Below are 18,285 nucleotides of genomic sequence, written 5' to 3'. Positions count from 1 at the left end.
ACGACCGCTCCGGGCGGCCCGCTCGGACCGCCCGCCAGACCACACGGGCGCCGGCCCCGCCGGCGCGATCCCTCCCCGCTCGGGCGACGGCCCGCGAGCGCAAGGCGCGCTCGTCCCGAAAGCCGCGGCGACCGGACCCGTCCGGACGCCGCACGCACCCAACGATTCGATCGGAACGGAAATGCTAGACGCTAGTGAAAGCGATGTCGTCGTCGTCGGCTCGGGAGCTGCCGCCCTCGTGGCGGCGCTCCGGGCCGCGGCGCTCGGCGCTTCGGTCACCGTGCTGGAGAAGACGGCCAAGCTCGGCGGCACGAGCGCGATGTCGGGCGGCATGACCTGGGTCCCGGCCAACCGGCTGATGCGCGAGGCCGGCCTCGAGGACAGCGAGGACGAGGCCCTCACCTACATCCGCGCCACGGCCCCCGAGGGCTGGGCGGCGCGCGAGGACACGCTCTGGCAGGCGCAGGTCACGCACGGGCCGGCGATGCTGGACTTCGTGCTCGACAACTCCCCCGTCCGCTACGTCATCGCCCCGGTCCCCGACCCGCACATGGAAAAGCCCGGCGCCAAGGAGCGGGGGCGGCTGCTCGCGCCCGGCGCGGTCAGCGGCCGCGAGCTCGGCGCGCTGTTCGGCAAGGTCCGTCGCTCGACCATCCCGCAGGACCTGACCTACAACGAGTCGGTCGAGTCCGACATGATGCGCCATCCGGTCCGGGCGCACCTGCGCTACGCCGGCACCATCGCCGCGCGTCGCCTGACCCGCTCCCGCGGCAAGGGCAGCGGCCTCGTCATCGGACTCCTGCGCGGCTGCCTCGCGGCTGGCGTGCGGCTCGAGACCGAGGCGCGCGTGGTCGACCTCCTCGTCGACGACGAGCTGGGCGGCGTCACCGGCGTCACGGTCGAGCAGGGGGGCGCGCGGCGGACCCTACGCGCGCGGCGCGGCGTCGTGCTGGCGACGGGCGGCTTCGAGTGGGACGCGGAGCTCCTCAAGGCCCACTTCCCCGGCGACGCGGAGTTCCTGAGCAGCCCCAGCACGAACACCGGCGACGGGCTGAAGATGGCGACGCGGATCGGCGCCGCGACCGCGAACATGGATCAGGCCAACATCATGATCCAGCCGCCGGTCTACTACGAGGACGTGCTGCACGGCCTGCCGCTTCGCATCCACGCCGAGCCGGACGCGATCCTGGTCGACGCCGGGGGCCGGCGCTTCACCAGCGAGTACGAGTTCAACATCGCCGACTGGACGGTGACCTCGACCGCGCGCGGGGCGGACCTGAAGCGCCCGGCCTGGCTCATCAGCCACTGGCCGATGGTCAGGCGCGCCTGGCTCATCAACTGGTACAAGCACAACAAGCCGGGCTGGCTCATCAAGGCCCGAACCCTCGACGAGCTGGCGCAGCGGACGGGCCTTCCGGCCGACGCGCTGAAGGAGACGGTCGCGCGCTTCAACCGCTTCGCCGCGAACGGCGTCGACGAGGACTTCCACCGCGGCACCGTCTCCGACTACGAGGCGCGCCTCGCGGCGGACAAGGGGCTGATGGCGCCGATCGAGCGGCCGCCCTTCGTCGCCTTCCAGTTCCGCCCCTCGATCCTCGGCACCAAGGGCGGCATCCGCACCAACGCCGGCGGACAGGCCCTGCGGCCGGACGGGTCGGCGATCCCGGGCCTCTACTGCGCCGGCAACGTCATGGCGAACCCGACCGGGATGCGCACGCCGAGCCAGGTGGGAACGACGCTCGGCGCCTACATGACCTGGGGCTTCATCTGCGCCAACTCGATCATGTCCGCCAACCGCTGAACCGCCGGCGCCGCGCGTTCGCCCCGGCGCGTGCGTCCGGCCGCGGCATTTCCCGAAACGACACAAAGGCTGAACTGATGAAACTGGACCACCTCGTCTGGGCCTCGCGCTCGCTCGACGACGCCGTCGCCGCCTTCGCCGGGATGAGCGGGGTCGAGCCGATGACCGGAGGGCGCCACGTCGGCCTCGGCAGCCGCAACGCGCTGGTGGACCTCGGCGACGAGATCTACCTCGCGATCGACGGCCCCGATCCGGAGCAGACGCTGGAGGGGAACTACGGCGCGACGCTCGCCGCCCTCGCGGCCCCGGTGCTGAGCCGGTTCGCGGTGCAGACGGGCCACCTCTCCGCCGCGCAGGCGGTGCTGGACCGCCACGGCTTCGCGACCGAGATCAAGCCGGGCGGCCGGACCGGCGCCAACGGCGAACGCTACGAGTGGCAGACGCTCGCCGTCCCGGACCGTTCGCTCGGCGCCGGCATGCCGATCATCAAGACGTGGCTCACCCCGTCGCACCCGTCGAGCGAGGCACCGAGCGGCTGCCGGCTGGTCAGCCTGAACGTCGAGCACCCGCGCGCGGAGTTCCTGCGTGGCTTCTACGACGAGCTCGGCCTCGCGGTCCCCGTCACGGAGGCCGAGGCGCCGAGGCTGGTCGCCGACATCGAGGGCCGGAAGGGCCGCTTCGTCCTGTCCGCCGGCTGACGGCCGCCGGCGATCTCCGGGACCGGCGCCGCCATCCCGCCGGCGCCCGCTGTCGGTCCGCGGCCGCCGGTCAGCGCCGGCCGGCGCCGCGAAGCGGGGCGGAGGTGGCCACGTCGAGGTGGGCGGCGGTGATCTGGAAATGGCGCCGGGTGAGCTCGCACGCGGCGTCGGCGTCGCGCGCGAGGACGGCCTCGGCGATGGCCGCATGCTCGGCACCGAGGTCCCGCTCGCGCCGCTTGTCACGCAGCGACGCGCGGCGGTAGCGCTCGCACAGGTCCTGCAGCATCGAGCGGGTGCGCAACAGCCAGTGCGAGCCGCAGGCATCGACCATCGCGCGGTGGAAGGCCGCGTTCGCCCGCTCCCAGCCGTCCGACACGCTGCCCTCCTCCGGCAGGTCGGCGTCGGCCTTCTTCATCGTGTAGGCGGCGGCGACGACGCGCGCCTCCCAGGCCCCGTCGCCCAGTTCGATCGCGCGGCGGAGCGCGGCCATCTCCACCTCGGTGCGCGCGATGTTGAGGTCATGGAACTCGGCAGGGTCCAGCGGCGCGACGGTGAAGCCGCGATTGCCCTCCCCGAAGACGAGCTGCTCCACGCTCAGCTTCTGCAGCGCCTCGCGGATGGGCGTCGGCCCGATCTCGTAGATCTTCTTCAGCTTCTCGATCTGCAGCCGTTCGCCGGGCGGGCGGACGCCGCTGATGATGTCGCTGCGGATCGCACGGTAGGCGAAGTCGGCCAGCGTCTCGCCGTCGAGCCGCGCGGGGTCCTGCGCGCTGAGTTCCTCGGAAAGCCTCCACGACCCGCCCATACGCCCTTCACCCTCGAATCGTGCCGCGTCACCGACCTGACCTTATCCCGGCACGCGGCGTTTGACAGGTCGGTTTCAATATGAATTTATGGATTATCGAGAATCAGAGGATTTGTCGATATCATGAAACTGGTCACCTGCCGCGCCAACGGCACCCATCTCGCCGGCGTTCTCGAGGGTGAAGAGATCGCCGTGTGCCGCGAGGGCGCCGAGGCGCGCACCGCGCTGCGCGACCTGGTGGCGAACGGGGGCGACGTCGCCGCCTTCGCCGCCTCGGCCACCCGGCGCGTGCCGCTGGCCGAGGTGGAGCTGACCGCGCCGTTCCCGGCGCCGGTCCGCGACATCTTCTGCGTCGGGAAGAACTACTACGAGCACGCCCGCGAGTTTCACGACAGCGGCTTCGACTCGAGCGGCAAGGAGGCGACGCCCACCGCGCCGATCATCTTCACCAAGGCGACGACCAGCGTCGTCGGCCCGGGCGACACGGTAAAAGCCTCGCTCGACCCGACGTCGACGGTCGACTACGAGGGCGAGCTCGGCCTCGTCATCGGCAAGCGCGCGTTCCAGGTCCCGGCGGCGGACGCCTACGACGTCGTCTTCGGCTACGTCATCATCAACGACGTCACCTCGCGCGAGCTTCAGCGCAAGCACAATCAGTGGGTCATCGGCAAAGGCATCGACACCTTCTGCCCGATGGGGCCCTGGCTGGTGACGGCGGACGAGGTGGGCGACGTCACCGCGCTGGAGCTGACGACGACCGTCAACGGGGAGACGCGCCAGTCCGCCTGCGTGCGAGACCTCATCTTCGACATCCCGACCCTCATCGAGACGCTCTCGGCCACAATGACGCTGCTCCCGGGGGACATCATCGCCACCGGGACGCCGGTGGGCGTCGGCATCGGCTTCAGCCCGCCGAAGTATCTGGCGCCGGGCGACGTCGTGAAGGTCGCGATCTCGAAGCTCGGGGAGCTGACGAACCCCATCGGCTGACCGCCCGCCGCGCGCCGCCCCGGCGGCGCGACCCCGCGAGACCGCGGACACGACGCGACACGTGCCAGGGGCGGCTCCCGCCCCGCACCACAGACAGGGCCGGGACGCGAACCCGGCCGCCAACACTGGGAGGAAGGCAATGAAGAATCTCTGGATCGCGGGGGCCGTCGCGGCGCTCGCTGTCTCGTCGACGGCACTCGCCCAGGACAAGACGGACGTCGCCTGGGGCGGCTCGAACCCCGGCGGCGTGATGTACTACATGGTCGGCGTCGCGGGCACCGAGCTCGGCAAGGCGCTGCCGGACATCAACATCACGCAGGTGACCACCGGCGGCTCCACCGAGAACGCCAAGCGCCTCATCAAGGGCGAGCTCGACATGGGCATCGTCTACGGCAGCCACGTCTACATGGCGCAGAAGCCCGAGGGCCCGTTCGAGAACGGCGAGAAGGGCACCATGCTGCGCGGCGTCGCCATGGCCTACGAGGGGCCGACCTACTTCGTCACCCTCAAGGGCAACGACGAGCTGACCTCGATCGCGGACCTCGCCGGCAAGACGGTGGCGCTCGGTCCGCCGGGTTCGGGCACGGTCTTCAACTGCTCGAACATCCTCACCGCGCTCGGCATCCTCGGCGATATCACCCCGCGCCTGATGACCTTCGCGGACGCCGGCCGCGCGCTCGCCAACGGCCAGGTGGACGCGTTCTGCCAGTCCTCAGCGCCGGCCGCGGCGGTCTCCGAGCTCGCCGAGACGCAGGGCGTGAAGATCCTCACCTACAGCGACGACGAGCTCGGCAAGATCGGCGAGGCGTTCCCCTTCTACCACACCGGCACCATGCCCGAGACGATGTACACGGGCGTACCGGCCACCGACATGCCGTACACGACCGTCTACTGGGTCGCGCACGAGCGGGTGCCGGAGGACGTGGTGAAGAGGATCGTCGCCGCCGCCTACGACGCGCAGGACACCCTCGCGCAGGGCCACAAGGCCTGGGCCCAGATGAAGCCGGACGTCGAGAACTTCGAGAAGCTCGGCCGTCCGATGCACCCGGGCGCGGAGGCCTACTACAAGGAAAACGGCCTCTGGCCGGAGTCCTGATCCGACGTCAGGCGGATGACGCGGCGCGGTCTTCGGCCGCGCCGTTCCTTTTTGGGTGAGGGACGATGCAGCGCAGCAACTGGCTCTTCAACGTATATGGCAGCAAGCGCACGCTGACGGGCGTGCCGGCGCTGGCCTTCAATCTCGTGGCGATCGGCTTCTGCGCCTTCTACCTCTACACGTCCGGGTTCGGGATCTTCTCGACCGAGAGCAACCGCGGCATCTACCTGATGCTGACGTCGGTGCTCGTCTTCCTGATCTTCCCCGCCGGCCGCTGGTCGCCGAAGACCCGGCCGGAGATCCTGGACCTCGTCTTCATCGTCGCGGCCGTGGTCAGCCTCGGCTACTGGATCGACCAGTACGTCAGCTACGCGATCTTCCGCGTCTCATCCCCCAACGCCTACGATCTCTGGATGGGCGGGGTCGCGATCGTGGTGATGCTGGAGACGAGCCGGCGCGCGCTCGGCCCCGTCATCCCGGTCATCGCGATCCTCTTCCTGCTGCAGCTCTACTTCGGGCCTTGGCTGCCGGGCCGGCTGTCGCATCCGGGGATGAGCGTCGAGCGCATCCTGGAGTTCACGTTCTCCACCCAGGAGGCGATGTTCGGCGTCGTCGCGGCGACCTTCGCGACGTTCGTGTTCCCGTTCATCATCTTCGGCGCGTTCCTGGAGCGCTCCGGCGCGGGCGCCTTCTTCATGGAGCTCGGGACGGCGGTCGCCGGGCGCTGGCGCGGCGGACCGGCGAAGATCTCGGTGCTGACCTCGGCGCTGTTCGGGTCGATCTCCGGCTCCTCGGTGGCGAACGTCGTCACCACCGGCGCCTTTACCATCCCGCTGATGAAGCGCACCGGCTTCAAGCCGCACCACGCCGGCGCGATCGAGGCGATCGCCTCCACGGGCGGGCAGTTCATGCCGCCGGTGATGGGCGCGGGCGTCTTCATCCTCGCGACGCTGACGGAGACGAGCTACCTCACCATCGCGCTGATGAACATCATCCCCGCGACGATGTTCTTCGTCTTCGTCCTGATGATGGTGGACCTCGAGGCGGTGCGCACGGGCCTGAAGGGCCTGCCCCCGTCCGAGACGCCGAGCGTACGCTCCGTACTCGCCGGCGGCTGGTACTTCTTCCTGCCGCTCGTCGTCGTGATCGGTCTCCTCTTCAACGGCTACACGCCAGAGTTCTGCGCCTTCTGGGGGACGCTCGCGACCATCGCGCTGTCGTGGATCCGCAAGGACACGCGGATGGGGCCGTCGCGCATCGGCCAGAGCCTCGTCGGCGGGGCGCAGAGCAACGCGGCGGCGGGCGCGGCCATCGGCTCGCTCGGCATCATCATCGGCGGCATCGTCCTCGCCGGGCTGGGGCTGAAGTTCTCCGCCGTGCTGGTGGACTTCTCCGGCGGCTACCTGTTCCTCGCGCTGATCCTCGTGACGCTGATCTCGATCATCATCGGCATGGGGTCGAGCACGACGGGGTCCTACATCATCCTGTCCGTTGTGGCGGCACCCGCCCTCATCCAGCTCGGGGTGCCGACGGTGGCGGCGCACCTCGCCGTCTTCTACGCGGCGTGCCTGTCGAACATCACGCCGCCGGTGTGCGTCGCCGCCTTCGCCGGCGCGGCGATCGCGGGCGCGGACCCGATGAAGACCGGGCTCGCCGCGCTGAAGTACGGCATGACGCTGATCCTGATGCCGTTCACCTTCGCCTACGTCCCGGGGATCCTGCTGATGGGGGATACGTTCGACATCGTGCATTCCACGATCGCCTACCTCCTCGGCGTGCTGGCGCTGGCGGTGGCGCTCCAGGGGGCGGACCCGATCGGCGGGCGCATCGGCCCGGTCCGGCGCGGCCTCTTCGGCATGGCGGGGCTGATCCTGCTGTTCCCCGCGAGCCTGATGCTGGACGCCCTCGGCCTCGCGTTCCTGGCCGCCGGGCTCCTCCCCAGTGTCAACGCCGCCTTCGGCGTCCGCCGCACCAACGCCTGAACGGCGCCCCGCCGGCGGGGATGCACCGCCGGGTGGGGAGGAGCGAAGGCGCGCGGGCTTGACAACACCCGCCCGCGCCGGTGCGCTGAGGGACGAACGCACGACAGGAACAGTCCCGTGGCCCCTTCGACCGTCGTCAAAGACCTCGCGATCACGGGCTATCTGGACGAGATCTCCGTCCGCCCCGGCGGGCGGCTCGCCCTGAAGTCGAGCGCCACCGGCGAGGGTGAGGTCGCGGCCGAACTCGTCGCGATCGGCAGCGCCGACGCCAACCCTGACGGCCCCGGCGTCGCCATCGTCCCGGTCGAGGGCGGCGACCTCGGCACCTTCCCGGCGCGGCGGCAGGAGATCGCGCTCGGCTCCTACGGCGTGGTGCCGACCGGGGACGTCCTGCAGGGCGCGACCGTCGCCATCTCCTTCAACATGCAGCCCTGGCTGCTGCGCGATACGCCGAGCGCGCTGATCGCGGTCGGCGGCGGCTTCACCATCGCGGCGACCCGGTCGGAGGTGCGCTGCGACGCCGGGGGGACGGAGCCGTCCGGCTGCGCCCTCCCCTTCGAGATGAAGCGCCGCGTCTGGTACCGGGTGACGCTGACGCTGGGAACGAGCGTCGGCCGGGCGATGCTCTCCGTCGTACCGCTGGGGCGAGGCGAGGCCGCGACGGCGGAGACCGCGTGGACGGCCCCGCCGCCGCCCGTCGACGCGCCGCTCTGCATCGCGGCGGCGGAACGCGATGGCCGCATGCGCGATCACTTCAACGGCCGCATCGAGGATGTCCGGGTCCGGCGCCTCACCTCCCTCGAGGACGCGCACGGCTCCTGCCTCGCGTTCTGGGACTTCTCCCGCGGCATCGAGACCCAGGCGATCGTCGACGCCGGTCCGCAGGCGCTGAACGGGCGCTTCGTCAATTTCCCGATGCGGGCGGTGCGCGGCTCGCGCTGGGACGGCACCGAGCACCGCTGGATCCACAAGCCGGACCACTACGCCGCGGTCCACTTCCACGAGGACGACATCGGCAACGCCGGCTGGGGGACCGACCTCGAGGTGCCCATCCCGGACGGCTGCCCGAGCGGGATCTACGGCGTCCGCCTCAGCCACGCCGGCACGTCGGACGTCATTCCCTTCTACGTCCTGCCGCCGCGGGGGAAGCGGACGGCGGACGTCGTCTTCCTCGCCTCGACCTTCACCTACCAGGCGTACGCCAACCATGCCCGCGGCAACCTTGACGCGGCGATGCGCGAGCGGATCGAGGCGTGGGGGACACCGGAAGGGCCGGACAGCCACCCGCAGTACGGCTTCTCCACCTACAACTTCCATCCGGACGGCTCGGGCACGGCCTACTCGTCCCGGCTGCGGCCGGTCCTGACCATGCGGCCGGGGTTCCTGACGTTCGCCGGCGAAGGCTACGTGTCCGGCCTGCGGCATTTCCCGGCGGACTCCCACCTCACGGAGTTCTTCCGCCGCAAGGGGATCGCCTTCGACGTCGTCACGGACGAGGACCTGCACCGTGAGGGGGCCGACCTGATCGCCGGCTATCCGGCGGTGGTCACGAGCTCGCACCCCGAGTACCACACCCGCCAGACCCTCGACGCCCTCAAGGCGTACACCGAGACCGGTGGGCACCTCGCCTATCTCGGCGGCAACGGGTTCTACTGGCGCATCGCCACCTCACCGCTGGCGCCGGGCATTCTGGAGGTGCGCCGCGCCGAGGGCGGCATCCGCGCCTGGGCCACCGAGGCGGGCGAGAACTACCACGCGCTCGACGGCGAGTACGGCGGCCTGTGGCGGCGCAACGGCCGCCCGCCGCAGGAGCTCGTCGGCGTCGGCTTCTCCAGCCAGGGCCTGTTCGAGGGGTCCTACTACCGGCGCACCGAGGCCTCCTATCACCCCGCGGTCGCCTGGGTGTTCGACGGTGTCGACGAGGAGAAGATCGGCGACTACGGCTTTTCCGGCGGCGGCGCCGCCGGCTTCGAACTCGACCGCGCCGACCACGAGCTCGGCACGCCGGACAACGCGGTGATCCTCGCCCGCAGCGAGGCGCACAGCGACAGCTTCGTGGTCGTGCCGGAAGAGCTGCTCAGCCACCTGCGCACCGTCACCGGCGAGCCTCCCCGCGATCTCGTGCGCGCCGAGATGGTGCTGATGCCGACGCCGGGCGGCGGTCAGGTGTTCTCGACCGGGTCCATCACCTTCTGCGGCAGCCTTCCGTGGAACGACTTCGACAACGGCGTCGCGCGGATACTGCAGAACGTCTTGGCACGGTTCACGGCCGGCGCGTAGTTGCAGGCCTGCCGTCGGCGATTGCGCGCAATTGTGCCGGATTGCCAAAAATTTGGCATTTTGTTCGGCTCCGCACCGGGCGTAGCATTCCATCGAGGCTCCGCTCCCCCGCCCGCGAAGGAGAACGCGACATGGACGCCACCGTGGACGTCGCCCCGCCCGCCGAAGCCACCGAATGGGATCTGCGCTGCGACCTCGCCGCCGTGTTCCGGGTCTGCGCGCGCGAAGGCATGAACGAGCAGATCGGGGGGCACAACTCCATGATGCTGCCCGACGACGGCAGCGGCGAACAGCGCTTCCTGATCAACCCGCGCGGCCTCCACTGGAAGGAGATCCGGGCGAGCGATCTCCTCACCTGCAACCTCAGGGGCGAGGTGCTCCAGGGAGATGGCGAGCTGCGCCGCGTCGCCTTCTACATCCACGCCCGCATCCACCTGATGCACCCGGCCGCGCGGTGCGTGCTGCACACCCATCCGCGCTTCCTGACCGCGCTCTCCCTGATCGACAAGGGCCGCATGGCCTTCGCGCACCAGAACGAGATGATCCTCGCTGAGCGTATCGCCTACGACGACGACTTCGGCGGCATCGTCCTCGACGAGGAGGAGGGCGACCGGCTCGCCGGCGTGCTTGGCGACCTCACCATCCTGGTCATGGCGAGCCACGGTGTCTCGGTGGTCGGACCGACGATCCACGACGCGTTCGACGAGCTCTACATGGCCGAGCGCACCTGCATGTACCAGATGACGGCGATGTCGACCGGACTGCCGCTGCGCCAGATGAAGCCCGAGTTCCGCAAGACCCACCGCGGCCCCTGGAGCGACGTCTTCGACGCGCGCCTGCACCTCGACGCGTGGCGCCGCATCCTGGACCGCGAGGAGCCCGACTACGCGTCCTGAACGCCCGGCGCACCACGCCTGCCGGGCCGGGCGGCCCGAACGTTGCACCGGAACCCGGCGGACCCGCACCGTCTGCCGGTCCGCAATCGAAAAGTCCTGAAATCTGCCTCGGAGACCGCGGGCGATGCGCACCGACGAAATCTACTACGAACGCCTGACCTGGCCGAAGATCCGCGAAGCGGCCGCGGCCGACAAGGTCGTCATCATCCCGTTCGCGTCGATCGAGCAGCACGGACCGCACCTTCCCGTCGACGTCGACCTGCGCCTCGCGTCGGAGGTCTGCGTGCGCGCCGCGAAGCGCAACCCCAACAGCCTGGTCATGACGCCGATGGCGTTCGGCTTCGAGGCCCATCACATGGCCTGGCCGGGCACGATCGACGTCGACTGGGACCTGCTCGTCAAGTACGGCGTGTGCGTCGTCTCCTCGCTCATCCGCGGCGGCTTCAAGCGCATCCTCATCATCAACGGGCACGGCTCGAACCGGCCGCTGCTCGACCTGATCGTGCGCCTGTCGCAGATCAAGCATCCCGAGGCGCTCGTCGCCGGGCAGTCGTGGTTCGCGCTGGGCGCCGTGGCGAAGGCCTTCCAGCCGCTGCAGGAGAGCGAGCATACGAGCCACGCGTGCGAGCTGGAGACCGCCGCCTACCTCGCGATCGATCCCGACCGGGTCGACATGGAGCAGGCCGTCGCCGACTACTCGTTCCGCCGCGGCCCCCACTTCTGGTCCGACCTGACGGGCCGCCGGCCCGATCCCGACTCGACGGTCCCGCTGGTCGTCATGGAGTACTTCGCCACGGGGTCGGCGACCGGCGTCCGGGGCGACCCCACCAAGGCGACGGCGGAGAAGGGCGAGGCCGCGCTCGAGGCGGCCGCGAACGAGGTCTCGGAGATCATCGACGAGATCCGCCAGCGCGAGATCCTGCCGCCGCCGGACTACCGCGACGCCGACGTCGAGGAGCTGAAGCGCCGCGCGAGGCCGACCGGGCGGCGCTGACCGCCGCCCCTCACCGCTTCGGGCGCAGCACGCCCGACGCAACGGTCGGCCGGCGGCCCACGCCGCCGGGCACCGCCGTCAGCCGGTCCAGTCGGTGCCGAGGTGGGCGAGGCAGTCGCCCCGCTCCACGGCCACGATCGGCCGCTTGCAGAACGCGACGCCGCTGCGCTCGAAGTACACTTCGCGGGCGGGAAGGTCCGGCTCGTCGATCTGGTGGATCCAGCCGGCGAGATCGCCGGCATTCACCTCGTCGCCGAGGTCGAAGGCCGGCTCGAACGCGCCGCGGGTCGGCGCATGGACGTAGTAGTCCGGCCCGCCGACCGTCAGGAGCCGCGGCTCGTGGCCCATCTGGGCGTAAGGATGCCCGCTCTCCAGAACGCCGAGGTGGGTGAGGAAGTTGTAGACGCCGCGTCGCGCGACCCCGAGAGTGGTGCGCGTGACGGTGCCCGCCCCGCCGAGCTCGGTGCCGAGGCTGATCGCCCCGAAGGCGTCGGAATGGGCGTTGAGCGTCGGGGGCCGCTGGCCGCCGCCGGCCGAGGGGCTCCCCCCTTCCACGATGTAGCCGATCGGCGCGCCGAACGCCCGCAGCGCCGCGAGCTTCTTCTGGAAATGCCCGTCGTCCCCGTCACGGCGGATCAGGGCGCTCGGGATGTAGTCGAGGGTCTTGCCGCCGGAGTGCATGTCGAGCGAGGCGTCGCACAGCGGCAGGATCGCGTTGGCGATGTAGTGCGCGATCGCGCCGGTCGGGCGGTGGTCCGGCGCCCAGGGCTCGCCGGGGAAGCTGCGGTTGAGGTTGCCGTGGTCGATGGGCGAGGTCCGGCTGTGGTTCATCGCGGCCGGCGTGTTGGTCGCCGGCAGAATGATGAGCCGCCCCTGGATCTGCGCCGGGTCGAGCTCGCGGATGAGGCGCACCAGGGTGATCTGCCCCTCGTACTCGTCGCCGTGGTTGCCGGCGCCCAGATAGACGGTCGGCCCGGTCCCGTTCCTGATGACGGCGATGGGGATGCCGATCCACCCGTACGCCGACACGTTCGACGAGTACGGGAGCCGGAGATAGCCGGTCTGCTTGCCGTTCTTCTCGAAGTCCACGGGACTGGAGATGCGGCTCTCAAGTTCGCTCATGTGCGCCTTCTGGGGTTGCGGTCAGGTCGTCGCGTTCTCCGCTCTCGCGGTCGAAGGCGGGTGAACGAGATGACAGGCCACGCGATGGTCCGGCGCGCCCTTGAGAAGCTGCGGCTCGAGTTCGCGGCAGACGTCCATCACGTGCGGGCAGCGCGTGTGGAAGCGGCAGCCGCTGGGCGGATTGGCGGGGCTCGGAATGTCGCCGCGGATGACCTTTCGGCTGGTCCGCCGCTTCGGGTCGGGGATCGGGATCGCCGAGAGCAGCGCCTGCGTGTAGGGGTGCTGCGGGTTGGCGTAGAGCTCGCGCTTGGGCGCCACCTCGACCGCCTTGCCGAGGTACATCACCATCACGCGGTCGGAGATGTGGCGCACAACACCGAGGTCGTGACTGATGAAGAGGTAGGTGAGGCCGAACTCGGCCTGCAGGTCCTTCAGGAGGTTCACCACCTGCGCCTGGATCGAGACGTCGAGCGCGGAGACCGGCTCGTCGCACACCACGAGCTTGGGCCGCACCGCGAGCGCGCGTGCGATGCCGATGCGCTGGCGCTGGCCGCCGGAGAACTCGTGCGGGAAGCGCTCGGCGTGGTAGGGCGCGAGACCGACCACCCTGAGGAGCTCGGCCACCTGCTCCCGCCGGGAGCTGGCGTTGCCGATGTTCAGGATCTCGAGCGGCTCGGCGATGATGTCCTGCACGCTCATGCGCGGGTTGAGCGAGCCGTACGGGTCCTGGAAGATGATCTGCATGTCGCGGCGCACGGCGCGCATCGCGGCAGCGTCGAGGTCCTCGATGCTCTGGCCGTCGAAGGTGATCCGGCCATCGGTCGGGTCGATCAGCCTGACCAGCATCCGCCCGGTCGTCGTCTTGCCGCAGCCGGACTCGCCGACGAGGCCGAGCGTCTCGCCCGGCCCGATGGTCACGTCCACCCCGTCCACCGCGCGCACCACGTTGGCCTGCCGGCCGAGCGGTCCGCCCCTGATCGGGAAATGCTTCGTGAGGCCGACGGCCTCGACGAGCGGCCTCGTCGGCGTCATGCGGCGTCGCTCCGGATCGGGTCATAACCGTTGAGGCGGATGCAGGCCGCCTCGTGCTCGGGGGCCGCGCTGATCAGCGGCGGATCGGCGATGTCGCACGCCTCCCTGGCGAAGCCGCAGCGCGGGGCGAAGCGGCAGCCCGGGATCACGTCGAACGGGCTCGGCACGGTCCCGGGGATGGCGGCGAGCCGGTCGGTGTCGTGGTCCAGCGAGGCGATGCTGCCGAGGAGGCCCTCGGTGTAGGGGTGCTTCGGCGTCTCGAACAGCTCGCCGACGGGCGCCTGCTCGATGACGCGGCCGGAGTACATGACGATGACGCGGTCGACGTACTGCGCCACGACGCCGAGGTCGTGCGTGATGAGGACGATCGCCATCCCGAACTCCTCGCGCAGATCGCTGAGCAGTTCGAGGATCTGCGCCTGGATGGTCACGTCGAGCGCCGTGGTGGGCTCGTCCGCCAGCAGGAGCCGCGGGTTGCAGGAGAGCGCGATGGCGATCATCGCCCGCTGCCGCATGCCGCCGGAGAGCTCGTGCGGGTACTCGCCGAGCCGCTGCGCCGGTGCCGCGATGCCGACCCGGTCGAGAAGCTCGATGGCCCGGTCCCGGGCGGCGCGCCTGGAAATCCGCTCATGATAGCGGATCGTCTCGATGATCTGGTCGCCGATCGAGAAGACCGGGTTCAGCGAGGTCATCGGCTCCTGGAAGATCATCGCGATCTCGGCGCCGCGCACCTGGCGCATCCGCCGCCGCGAGGCCTTTACGAGGTCCTCGCCGCGGAACAGGATCTCGCCGCCGGTGACCTCCCCGGGCGGATTGGGGATGAGCTGGAGGATCGACAGCGCGGTCACGCTCTTGCCGCTCCCCGACTCGCCGACGATCCCGAGCACCTCGCCCTCGGCGAGGTCGAAGCTGACGTCCTTGACGGCGTTGAACGCACCGCCACCGGCCTGGAACGTCGTCACGAGGTTGCGCACGCTGAGGAGGGGCGGGGCGCTCATTGCTGCACCTTGAGACGGGGGTCGAGAACGTCGCGCAGGCCGTCGCCGAGGAGGTTGAGGCCGAGCACGGTGGCGGCGAGCACGAGGCCAGGGATCAGCGTGATCCACGCCGCCTCGCGGATGTAGGTGCGCCCCTCGGCGATGATGTTGCCCCAGGTCGGGACCGGCGGCTGCGCACCGAGCCCGAGGAAGGAGAGCACCGCCTCCGACAGCACAGAGTATGCGAAGATGAAGGTGAGCTGCACGATGAGAGGCGCCATGCAGTTCGGCAGGACATGCCGGCGCAGGATGCGCCAGTCCCCTGCCCCGCACGCGCGCGCCGCCTGCACGTACTCCATCTCGCGCGCCACCAGCACCGAGGCGCGCACGACGCGCGCGGTGCGGGGCGTGTAGACCGCGGCGAGGGCGATGACCGCGTTCATCGAGCTCGGCCCCAGCGCTGCTGTGATGCCGATGGCGAGCAGGATGACCGGGAAGGCCATGAACGCGTCCGCGATCCGCATCAGCACGTTGTCGAGGCGCTTGAAGTAGCCCGCGAGCGCGCCGACCAGCGTGCCGAACACCGCGTTGAGGAGAACGACGCCGAGGCCGATCATGAGCGACAGCCGCGCGCCGTAGAGGACGCGCGCCCACTGGCTGCGGCCGAAGTTGTCGGTGCCGAAGATGTACTCGAAGCTCGGCGGCTCGAAGCGCGTGCGCACGGACATCTTGACCGGGTTCGCCGTCGTCAGGACGTCCGCGAACACCGCGCCGAAGGTCACGAGCGCCATCAGCACGAAGCCGGTCACGAACAGGCGGTGGCTGAGGAGGCGGATCCAGAGACCGCTCCTGCGCCGACGCGGCGCCGCCGGCTCCGACGGGACCGCCCCGCGCGCCGCATCAGTCGCGGTCATAGCGCACCCTCGAATCGAAGTAGGCGTAGAGGACGTCGATGACGAGATTGAGGAGCAGCAGCATCGTCGCGACCAGCAGCAGCCCGCCCTGGATGACGGGATAGTCCCGCCGCAGGATCGCCGAGCCGAGCAGCGAGCCGACGCCGGGAATCGAGAAGATGGTCTCGATCACCACCGACCCCGAGAGGAGGACGCTGAAGATGATGCCGATCACCGTGATCACCGGGATCATCACGTTCTTCAGCGCATGCTTGCCGACGACGACATGCTCCGGCAGCCCCTTGGCGCGGGCGGTGCGGATGTAGTCCTGCCTGAGGACCTCCAGCATCGTCGACCGGGTGATGCGCGCCAGCAGCCCCATCTGCAGCATCGCGAGGGAGACGGCCGGCAGCGTGGTCGAGCGCAGCCAGCCGACGATATCCTCCGTGAAGGGGACGTATCCCGCCGTCGGCAGCCAGCCGAGCTCGACGGCGAAGATGACGATGAGGATGAGGCCGAGCCAGAAGTTCGGCAGGCTGACGCCGATCAGCGCCACCGTCATGACCGCCTGATCGACCCAGGAGTTCTGCCGCAATGCCGCGATGATGCCGAGCATGATGCCGAAGATCAGCGTCAGCACCAGCGCGTAGATCGCGATCGACAACGAGACCGGAAGCCGCTCGAGCGTCACCTCGACGACATCGCGGCCCAGCAGGAACGAGGTCCCGAGGTCGCCGCGGAAGAGGTTCGCGTACCAGGTGAGGAGCTGGACGTGGAAGGGCTGGTTGAGACCGAGCTGCTCGCGGACCCGTTCGATCTCCTCGTTGGAGGCGCTGGTGCCGGCGACCACGATGGCCGGGTCTCCGGGCACGAGCTGCATCAGCGAGAACGATATCAGCGAGATGATGAGAAGGACTGGGATGACGTAGAGAAGCCGCCGGATGATGTATGCGATCATCGGTCGGCGAGAGGGGCTCGGGTTCCGGGCACAGCCGTGGCCTCGCGGTCTGACGTAGGGGCGCCGAAGGTCCGATCGGCCGGGGACCGGCCGATCGGGAGTGGTCCGGTCAGGAGGTCGAGCCCATCCAGACGTTGTACATCCGCGGGATCCGGAACGGGACGAAGTTGTGCACGTTGGAGCGGGCCGCCTGGTTCTTGGTGAGCCAGCCGAACGGCAGTGCGAGGCCGTCCTCCATGACGACCCGCTGCGCCTCGGCGAAGGCCTCCTTGCGCACCTCGAAGTTCGCGCCGTTCATCATCTCCGTGTAGGCGGTGTTGAACGCCTCATCCATGTTCTTTTCCGGATCGGACATGGCGTAGATCGGCTGCGGCGGCGCGAGGAACTTGAAGACCGCGAGATAGCCGAGCGAGGTGTTCGTGCCCCAGCCGGTGAAGTGGTAGTTCCACGCGTCCGGGTTCTTGTTGCGCGTGGCGATGGTGGCCGGCCAGTCCTGGACCTCGACGCGCACGTTCATGCCGATGTCCTGAAGCTGCTCGGACATGACGAGCGCGGCGTTGTACATCGTCGAGTAGTCGCGGTTGGTCAGGAGGACGAGCTCCTCGCCGTCGTAGCCGGCCTCCTCGAGCAGCGCCTTCGCCTTCTCCGGGTCGGCGAGGTTGAAGTACTCCTTGCCGGCGTCCGAATAGACCGCGCGATCCTGCGTCTGGAAGCCGAAGTTGACGTTGTAGGCGCCGTCCGTGGCGACCAGCATGATCTCTTCCATGTCGAGTGCGGCCGCGATCGCCTGGCGGACCAGCTTCTTGTCGGTCGGCGGCTTCTCGAAGTTCGGCGTGGCGAGATGGATCCAGAAGTTCTCGTACGGGATCATCGCGATGTCGGGGTTGGACGACAGCCGCTCCACGCTCGCCTGCGGCACGTCCTCCACGGCGTCGAGCTCGCCGGTCTCGAGACCCGCAACGCGCGAGCCCGGCTCGGTGACGATGCGGAAGGTCACGGTGTCGACGCAGGCGACCTTGTAGCCGCCGAAGCCGGTGCGCTCGTCGTAGGCCTCGTTGGGCTTGTAGCCGTCGAAGCGCTTCAGCTTCACGTGGCTGTCGGCGACGAACTCCACCAGCTCGAACGGCCCCGTCCCGACCGGCTCGAGCTTCAAGGGATCGGCGCCGGCGTTCTCCGACGGGATGATCACGATCGGCACGCTGAAGGAGCTGAGGTCCTCCAGGAACGTGGGCTGCGCCTGGGACATGTGGACGACGAACGTGAGGTCGTCCGGCGTCTCCCAGCTCTCGACGTTGGAGAGGATGCCGCGCTCGACGCCGATCTTGCTGTACCGGTCGAACGACGCCGCGACATCGGCGGACGTCATGTCGCTGCCGTCGTGGAAGGTGATCCCGTCGCGCAGGGTGAAGGTGTAGGTGAGGCCGTCCTCGGACGTGTCCACGGCCTCCGCGAGCTCGAGGATCGGGTTGTTGGTCTCGTCGCGCGTCATCAGCGATTCGAAGATGTGCATCGCGACGTTGCGGGTGGAGATCGTCGAGCTCGCGTGCATATCGAGGCTGTTGACCTTGGCCTCCTGCCCGAACGTGAGGTCGCCGCCCGTCTCGGGGCACTCCCACGCGGCCATCGCGGGGGCGGCAGCGGCAAACAAGGCCGCGACGCTAATCCCGGCCAACCAGGCCGGTGTCCTGTTCCGAGAAGTCATTCGTCGCTCCGTCAGCTGGTCGACATGCCGCCATGCGATCAGAGGTCTCGGCCGCCAGC

Annotated in this window: 15 protein-coding genes; 8 read left to right on the top strand and 7 right to left on the bottom strand. The window is 69.8% G+C overall.

Features of this window, described 5'->3' with window-relative positions; all coding sequences use genetic code 11:
* The first annotated feature begins 181 nt into the window (after window positions 1–181).
* Window positions 182–1,801, top strand: coding sequence for an FAD-dependent oxidoreductase (locus DLJ53_RS10215; RefSeq protein ID WP_111344885.1), 1,620 nt, complete (start codon window positions 182–184; stop codon window positions 1,799–1,801).
* 77 nt (window positions 1,802–1,878) lie between these two features.
* Window positions 1,879–2,499: a VOC family protein gene (locus DLJ53_RS10210; RefSeq protein ID WP_111344883.1), complete on the top strand. Its 621-nt coding sequence runs from the start codon at window positions 1,879–1,881 to the stop codon at window positions 2,497–2,499.
* A 70-nt stretch (window positions 2,500–2,569) separates the two neighbouring features.
* Here the strand turns inward: DLJ53_RS10210 and DLJ53_RS10205 are convergent, their stop codons facing one another.
* Window positions 2,570–3,304 carry a GntR family transcriptional regulator gene (locus DLJ53_RS10205; RefSeq protein WP_111344881.1) on the bottom strand — a complete coding sequence of 245 codons (735 nt, stop codon included), beginning with the start codon at window positions 3,302–3,304 and terminating at the stop codon, window positions 2,570–2,572.
* A 123-nt stretch (window positions 3,305–3,427) separates the two neighbouring features.
* Between DLJ53_RS10205 and DLJ53_RS10200 the strand changes: the two genes are divergently transcribed.
* The 6 genes from DLJ53_RS10200 to DLJ53_RS10175 all read left to right on the top strand — a co-directional run bounded on the left by DLJ53_RS10200 (window position 3,428) and on the right by DLJ53_RS10175 (window position 11,542).
* Window positions 3,428–4,294: a fumarylacetoacetate hydrolase family protein gene (locus tag DLJ53_RS10200; RefSeq protein ID WP_111344879.1), complete on the top strand. Its 867-nt coding sequence runs from the start codon at window positions 3,428–3,430 to the stop codon at window positions 4,292–4,294.
* Window positions 4,295–4,433: 139 nt separating this feature from the next.
* Entirely contained in the window at window positions 4,434–5,390 is a 957-nt protein-coding gene (locus DLJ53_RS10195) for a TAXI family TRAP transporter solute-binding subunit (RefSeq protein ID WP_111344877.1), read from the top strand.
* Between the two features lie 65 nt (window positions 5,391–5,455).
* Complete coding sequence (locus DLJ53_RS10190) at window positions 5,456–7,372, top strand: TRAP transporter permease (protein WP_111344875.1); 1,917 nt, start codon at window positions 5,456–5,458, stop codon at window positions 7,370–7,372.
* 117 nt (window positions 7,373–7,489) lie between these two features.
* A complete protein-coding gene (locus tag DLJ53_RS10185) occupies window positions 7,490–9,652 on the top strand; it encodes a N,N-dimethylformamidase beta subunit family domain-containing protein (protein ID WP_202913095.1) in 2,163 nt (720 codons plus the stop codon).
* Window positions 9,653–9,783: 131 nt separating this feature from the next.
* A complete protein-coding gene (locus tag DLJ53_RS10180; protein WP_111344873.1) occupies window positions 9,784–10,548 on the top strand; it encodes a class II aldolase/adducin family protein in 765 nt (254 codons plus the stop codon).
* A gap of 124 nt (window positions 10,549–10,672) precedes the next feature.
* Entirely contained in the window at window positions 10,673–11,542 is an 870-nt protein-coding gene (locus tag DLJ53_RS10175) for a creatininase family protein (RefSeq protein ID WP_111344871.1), read from the top strand.
* 78 nt (window positions 11,543–11,620) lie between these two features.
* Here DLJ53_RS10175 and DLJ53_RS10170 read toward each other — a convergent pair whose 3' ends face one another.
* The 6 genes from DLJ53_RS10170 to DLJ53_RS10145 all read right to left on the bottom strand — a co-directional run bounded on the left by DLJ53_RS10170 (window position 11,621) and on the right by DLJ53_RS10145 (window position 18,196).
* Window positions 11,621–12,664, bottom strand: a complete 1,044-nt coding sequence (locus DLJ53_RS10170) for a succinylglutamate desuccinylase/aspartoacylase family protein (protein ID WP_111344869.1) — start codon at window positions 12,662–12,664, stop codon at window positions 11,621–11,623.
* A 21-nt stretch (window positions 12,665–12,685) separates the two neighbouring features.
* Window positions 12,686–13,696 carry an ABC transporter ATP-binding protein gene (locus DLJ53_RS10165; protein WP_111344867.1) on the bottom strand — a complete coding sequence of 337 codons (1,011 nt, stop codon included), beginning with the start codon at window positions 13,694–13,696 and terminating at the stop codon, window positions 12,686–12,688.
* Complete coding sequence (locus DLJ53_RS10160; RefSeq protein WP_111344865.1) at window positions 13,693–14,694, bottom strand: ABC transporter ATP-binding protein; 1,002 nt, start codon at window positions 14,692–14,694, stop codon at window positions 13,693–13,695. The genes DLJ53_RS10165 and DLJ53_RS10160 overlap by 4 nt, the downstream gene beginning before the upstream one ends.
* Window positions 14,691–15,587: an ABC transporter permease gene (locus DLJ53_RS10155; protein ID WP_111344863.1), complete on the bottom strand. Its 897-nt coding sequence runs from the start codon at window positions 15,585–15,587 to the stop codon at window positions 14,691–14,693. Before DLJ53_RS10155 ends, DLJ53_RS10160 begins: the two co-directional genes overlap by 4 nt.
* The gene (locus DLJ53_RS10150; protein ID WP_111344861.1) at window positions 15,574–16,524 is read right to left on the bottom strand and encodes an ABC transporter permease; all 951 of its coding nucleotides are present in this window, start codon (window positions 16,522–16,524) and stop codon (window positions 15,574–15,576) included. Before DLJ53_RS10150 ends, DLJ53_RS10155 begins: the two co-directional genes overlap by 14 nt.
* A 109-nt stretch (window positions 16,525–16,633) precedes the next feature.
* Window positions 16,634–18,196, bottom strand: coding sequence for an ABC transporter substrate-binding protein (locus tag DLJ53_RS10145; protein ID WP_162409065.1), 1,563 nt, complete (start codon window positions 18,194–18,196; stop codon window positions 16,634–16,636).
* Between the last annotated feature and the right edge of the window lie 89 nt (window positions 18,197–18,285).

The sequence above is a fragment of the Acuticoccus sediminis genome, from assembly GCF_003258595.1.
GTDB classification, from domain to species: Bacteria; Pseudomonadota; Alphaproteobacteria; order Rhizobiales; family Amorphaceae; genus Acuticoccus; species Acuticoccus sediminis.
This window is presented reverse-complemented; position numbering and strand designations above follow the sequence as displayed.

Coding starts and splice junctions, on each gene's coding strand:
- DLJ53_RS10155 (WP_111344863.1), bottom strand. CDS start 15,587: ATGACCGCGACTGATGCGGCGCGCGGGGCGGTCCCGTCGGAGCCGGCG.
- DLJ53_RS10175 (WP_111344871.1), top strand. CDS start 10,673: ATGCGCACCGACGAAATCTACTACGAACGCCTGACCTGGCCGAAGATC.
- DLJ53_RS10160 (WP_111344865.1), bottom strand. CDS start 14,694: ATGAGCGCCCCGCCCCTCCTCAGCGTGCGCAACCTCGTGACGACGTTC.
- DLJ53_RS10215 (WP_111344885.1), top strand. CDS start 182: ATGCTAGACGCTAGTGAAAGCGATGTCGTCGTCGTCGGCTCGGGAGCT.
- DLJ53_RS10150 (WP_111344861.1), bottom strand. CDS start 16,524: ATGATCGCATACATCATCCGGCGGCTTCTCTACGTCATCCCAGTCCTT.
- DLJ53_RS10170 (WP_111344869.1), bottom strand. CDS start 12,664: ATGAGCGAACTTGAGAGCCGCATCTCCAGTCCCGTGGACTTCGAGAAG.
- DLJ53_RS10190 (WP_111344875.1), top strand. CDS start 5,456: ATGCAGCGCAGCAACTGGCTCTTCAACGTATATGGCAGCAAGCGCACG.
- DLJ53_RS10210 (WP_111344883.1), top strand. CDS start 1,879: ATGAAACTGGACCACCTCGTCTGGGCCTCGCGCTCGCTCGACGACGCC.
- DLJ53_RS10180 (WP_111344873.1), top strand. CDS start 9,784: ATGGACGCCACCGTGGACGTCGCCCCGCCCGCCGAAGCCACCGAATGG.
- DLJ53_RS10200 (WP_111344879.1), top strand. CDS start 3,428: ATGAAACTGGTCACCTGCCGCGCCAACGGCACCCATCTCGCCGGCGTT.
- DLJ53_RS10195 (WP_111344877.1), top strand. CDS start 4,434: ATGAAGAATCTCTGGATCGCGGGGGCCGTCGCGGCGCTCGCTGTCTCG.
- DLJ53_RS10205 (WP_111344881.1), bottom strand. CDS start 3,304: ATGGGCGGGTCGTGGAGGCTTTCCGAGGAACTCAGCGCGCAGGACCCC.
- DLJ53_RS10165 (WP_111344867.1), bottom strand. CDS start 13,696: ATGACGCCGACGAGGCCGCTCGTCGAGGCCGTCGGCCTCACGAAGCAT.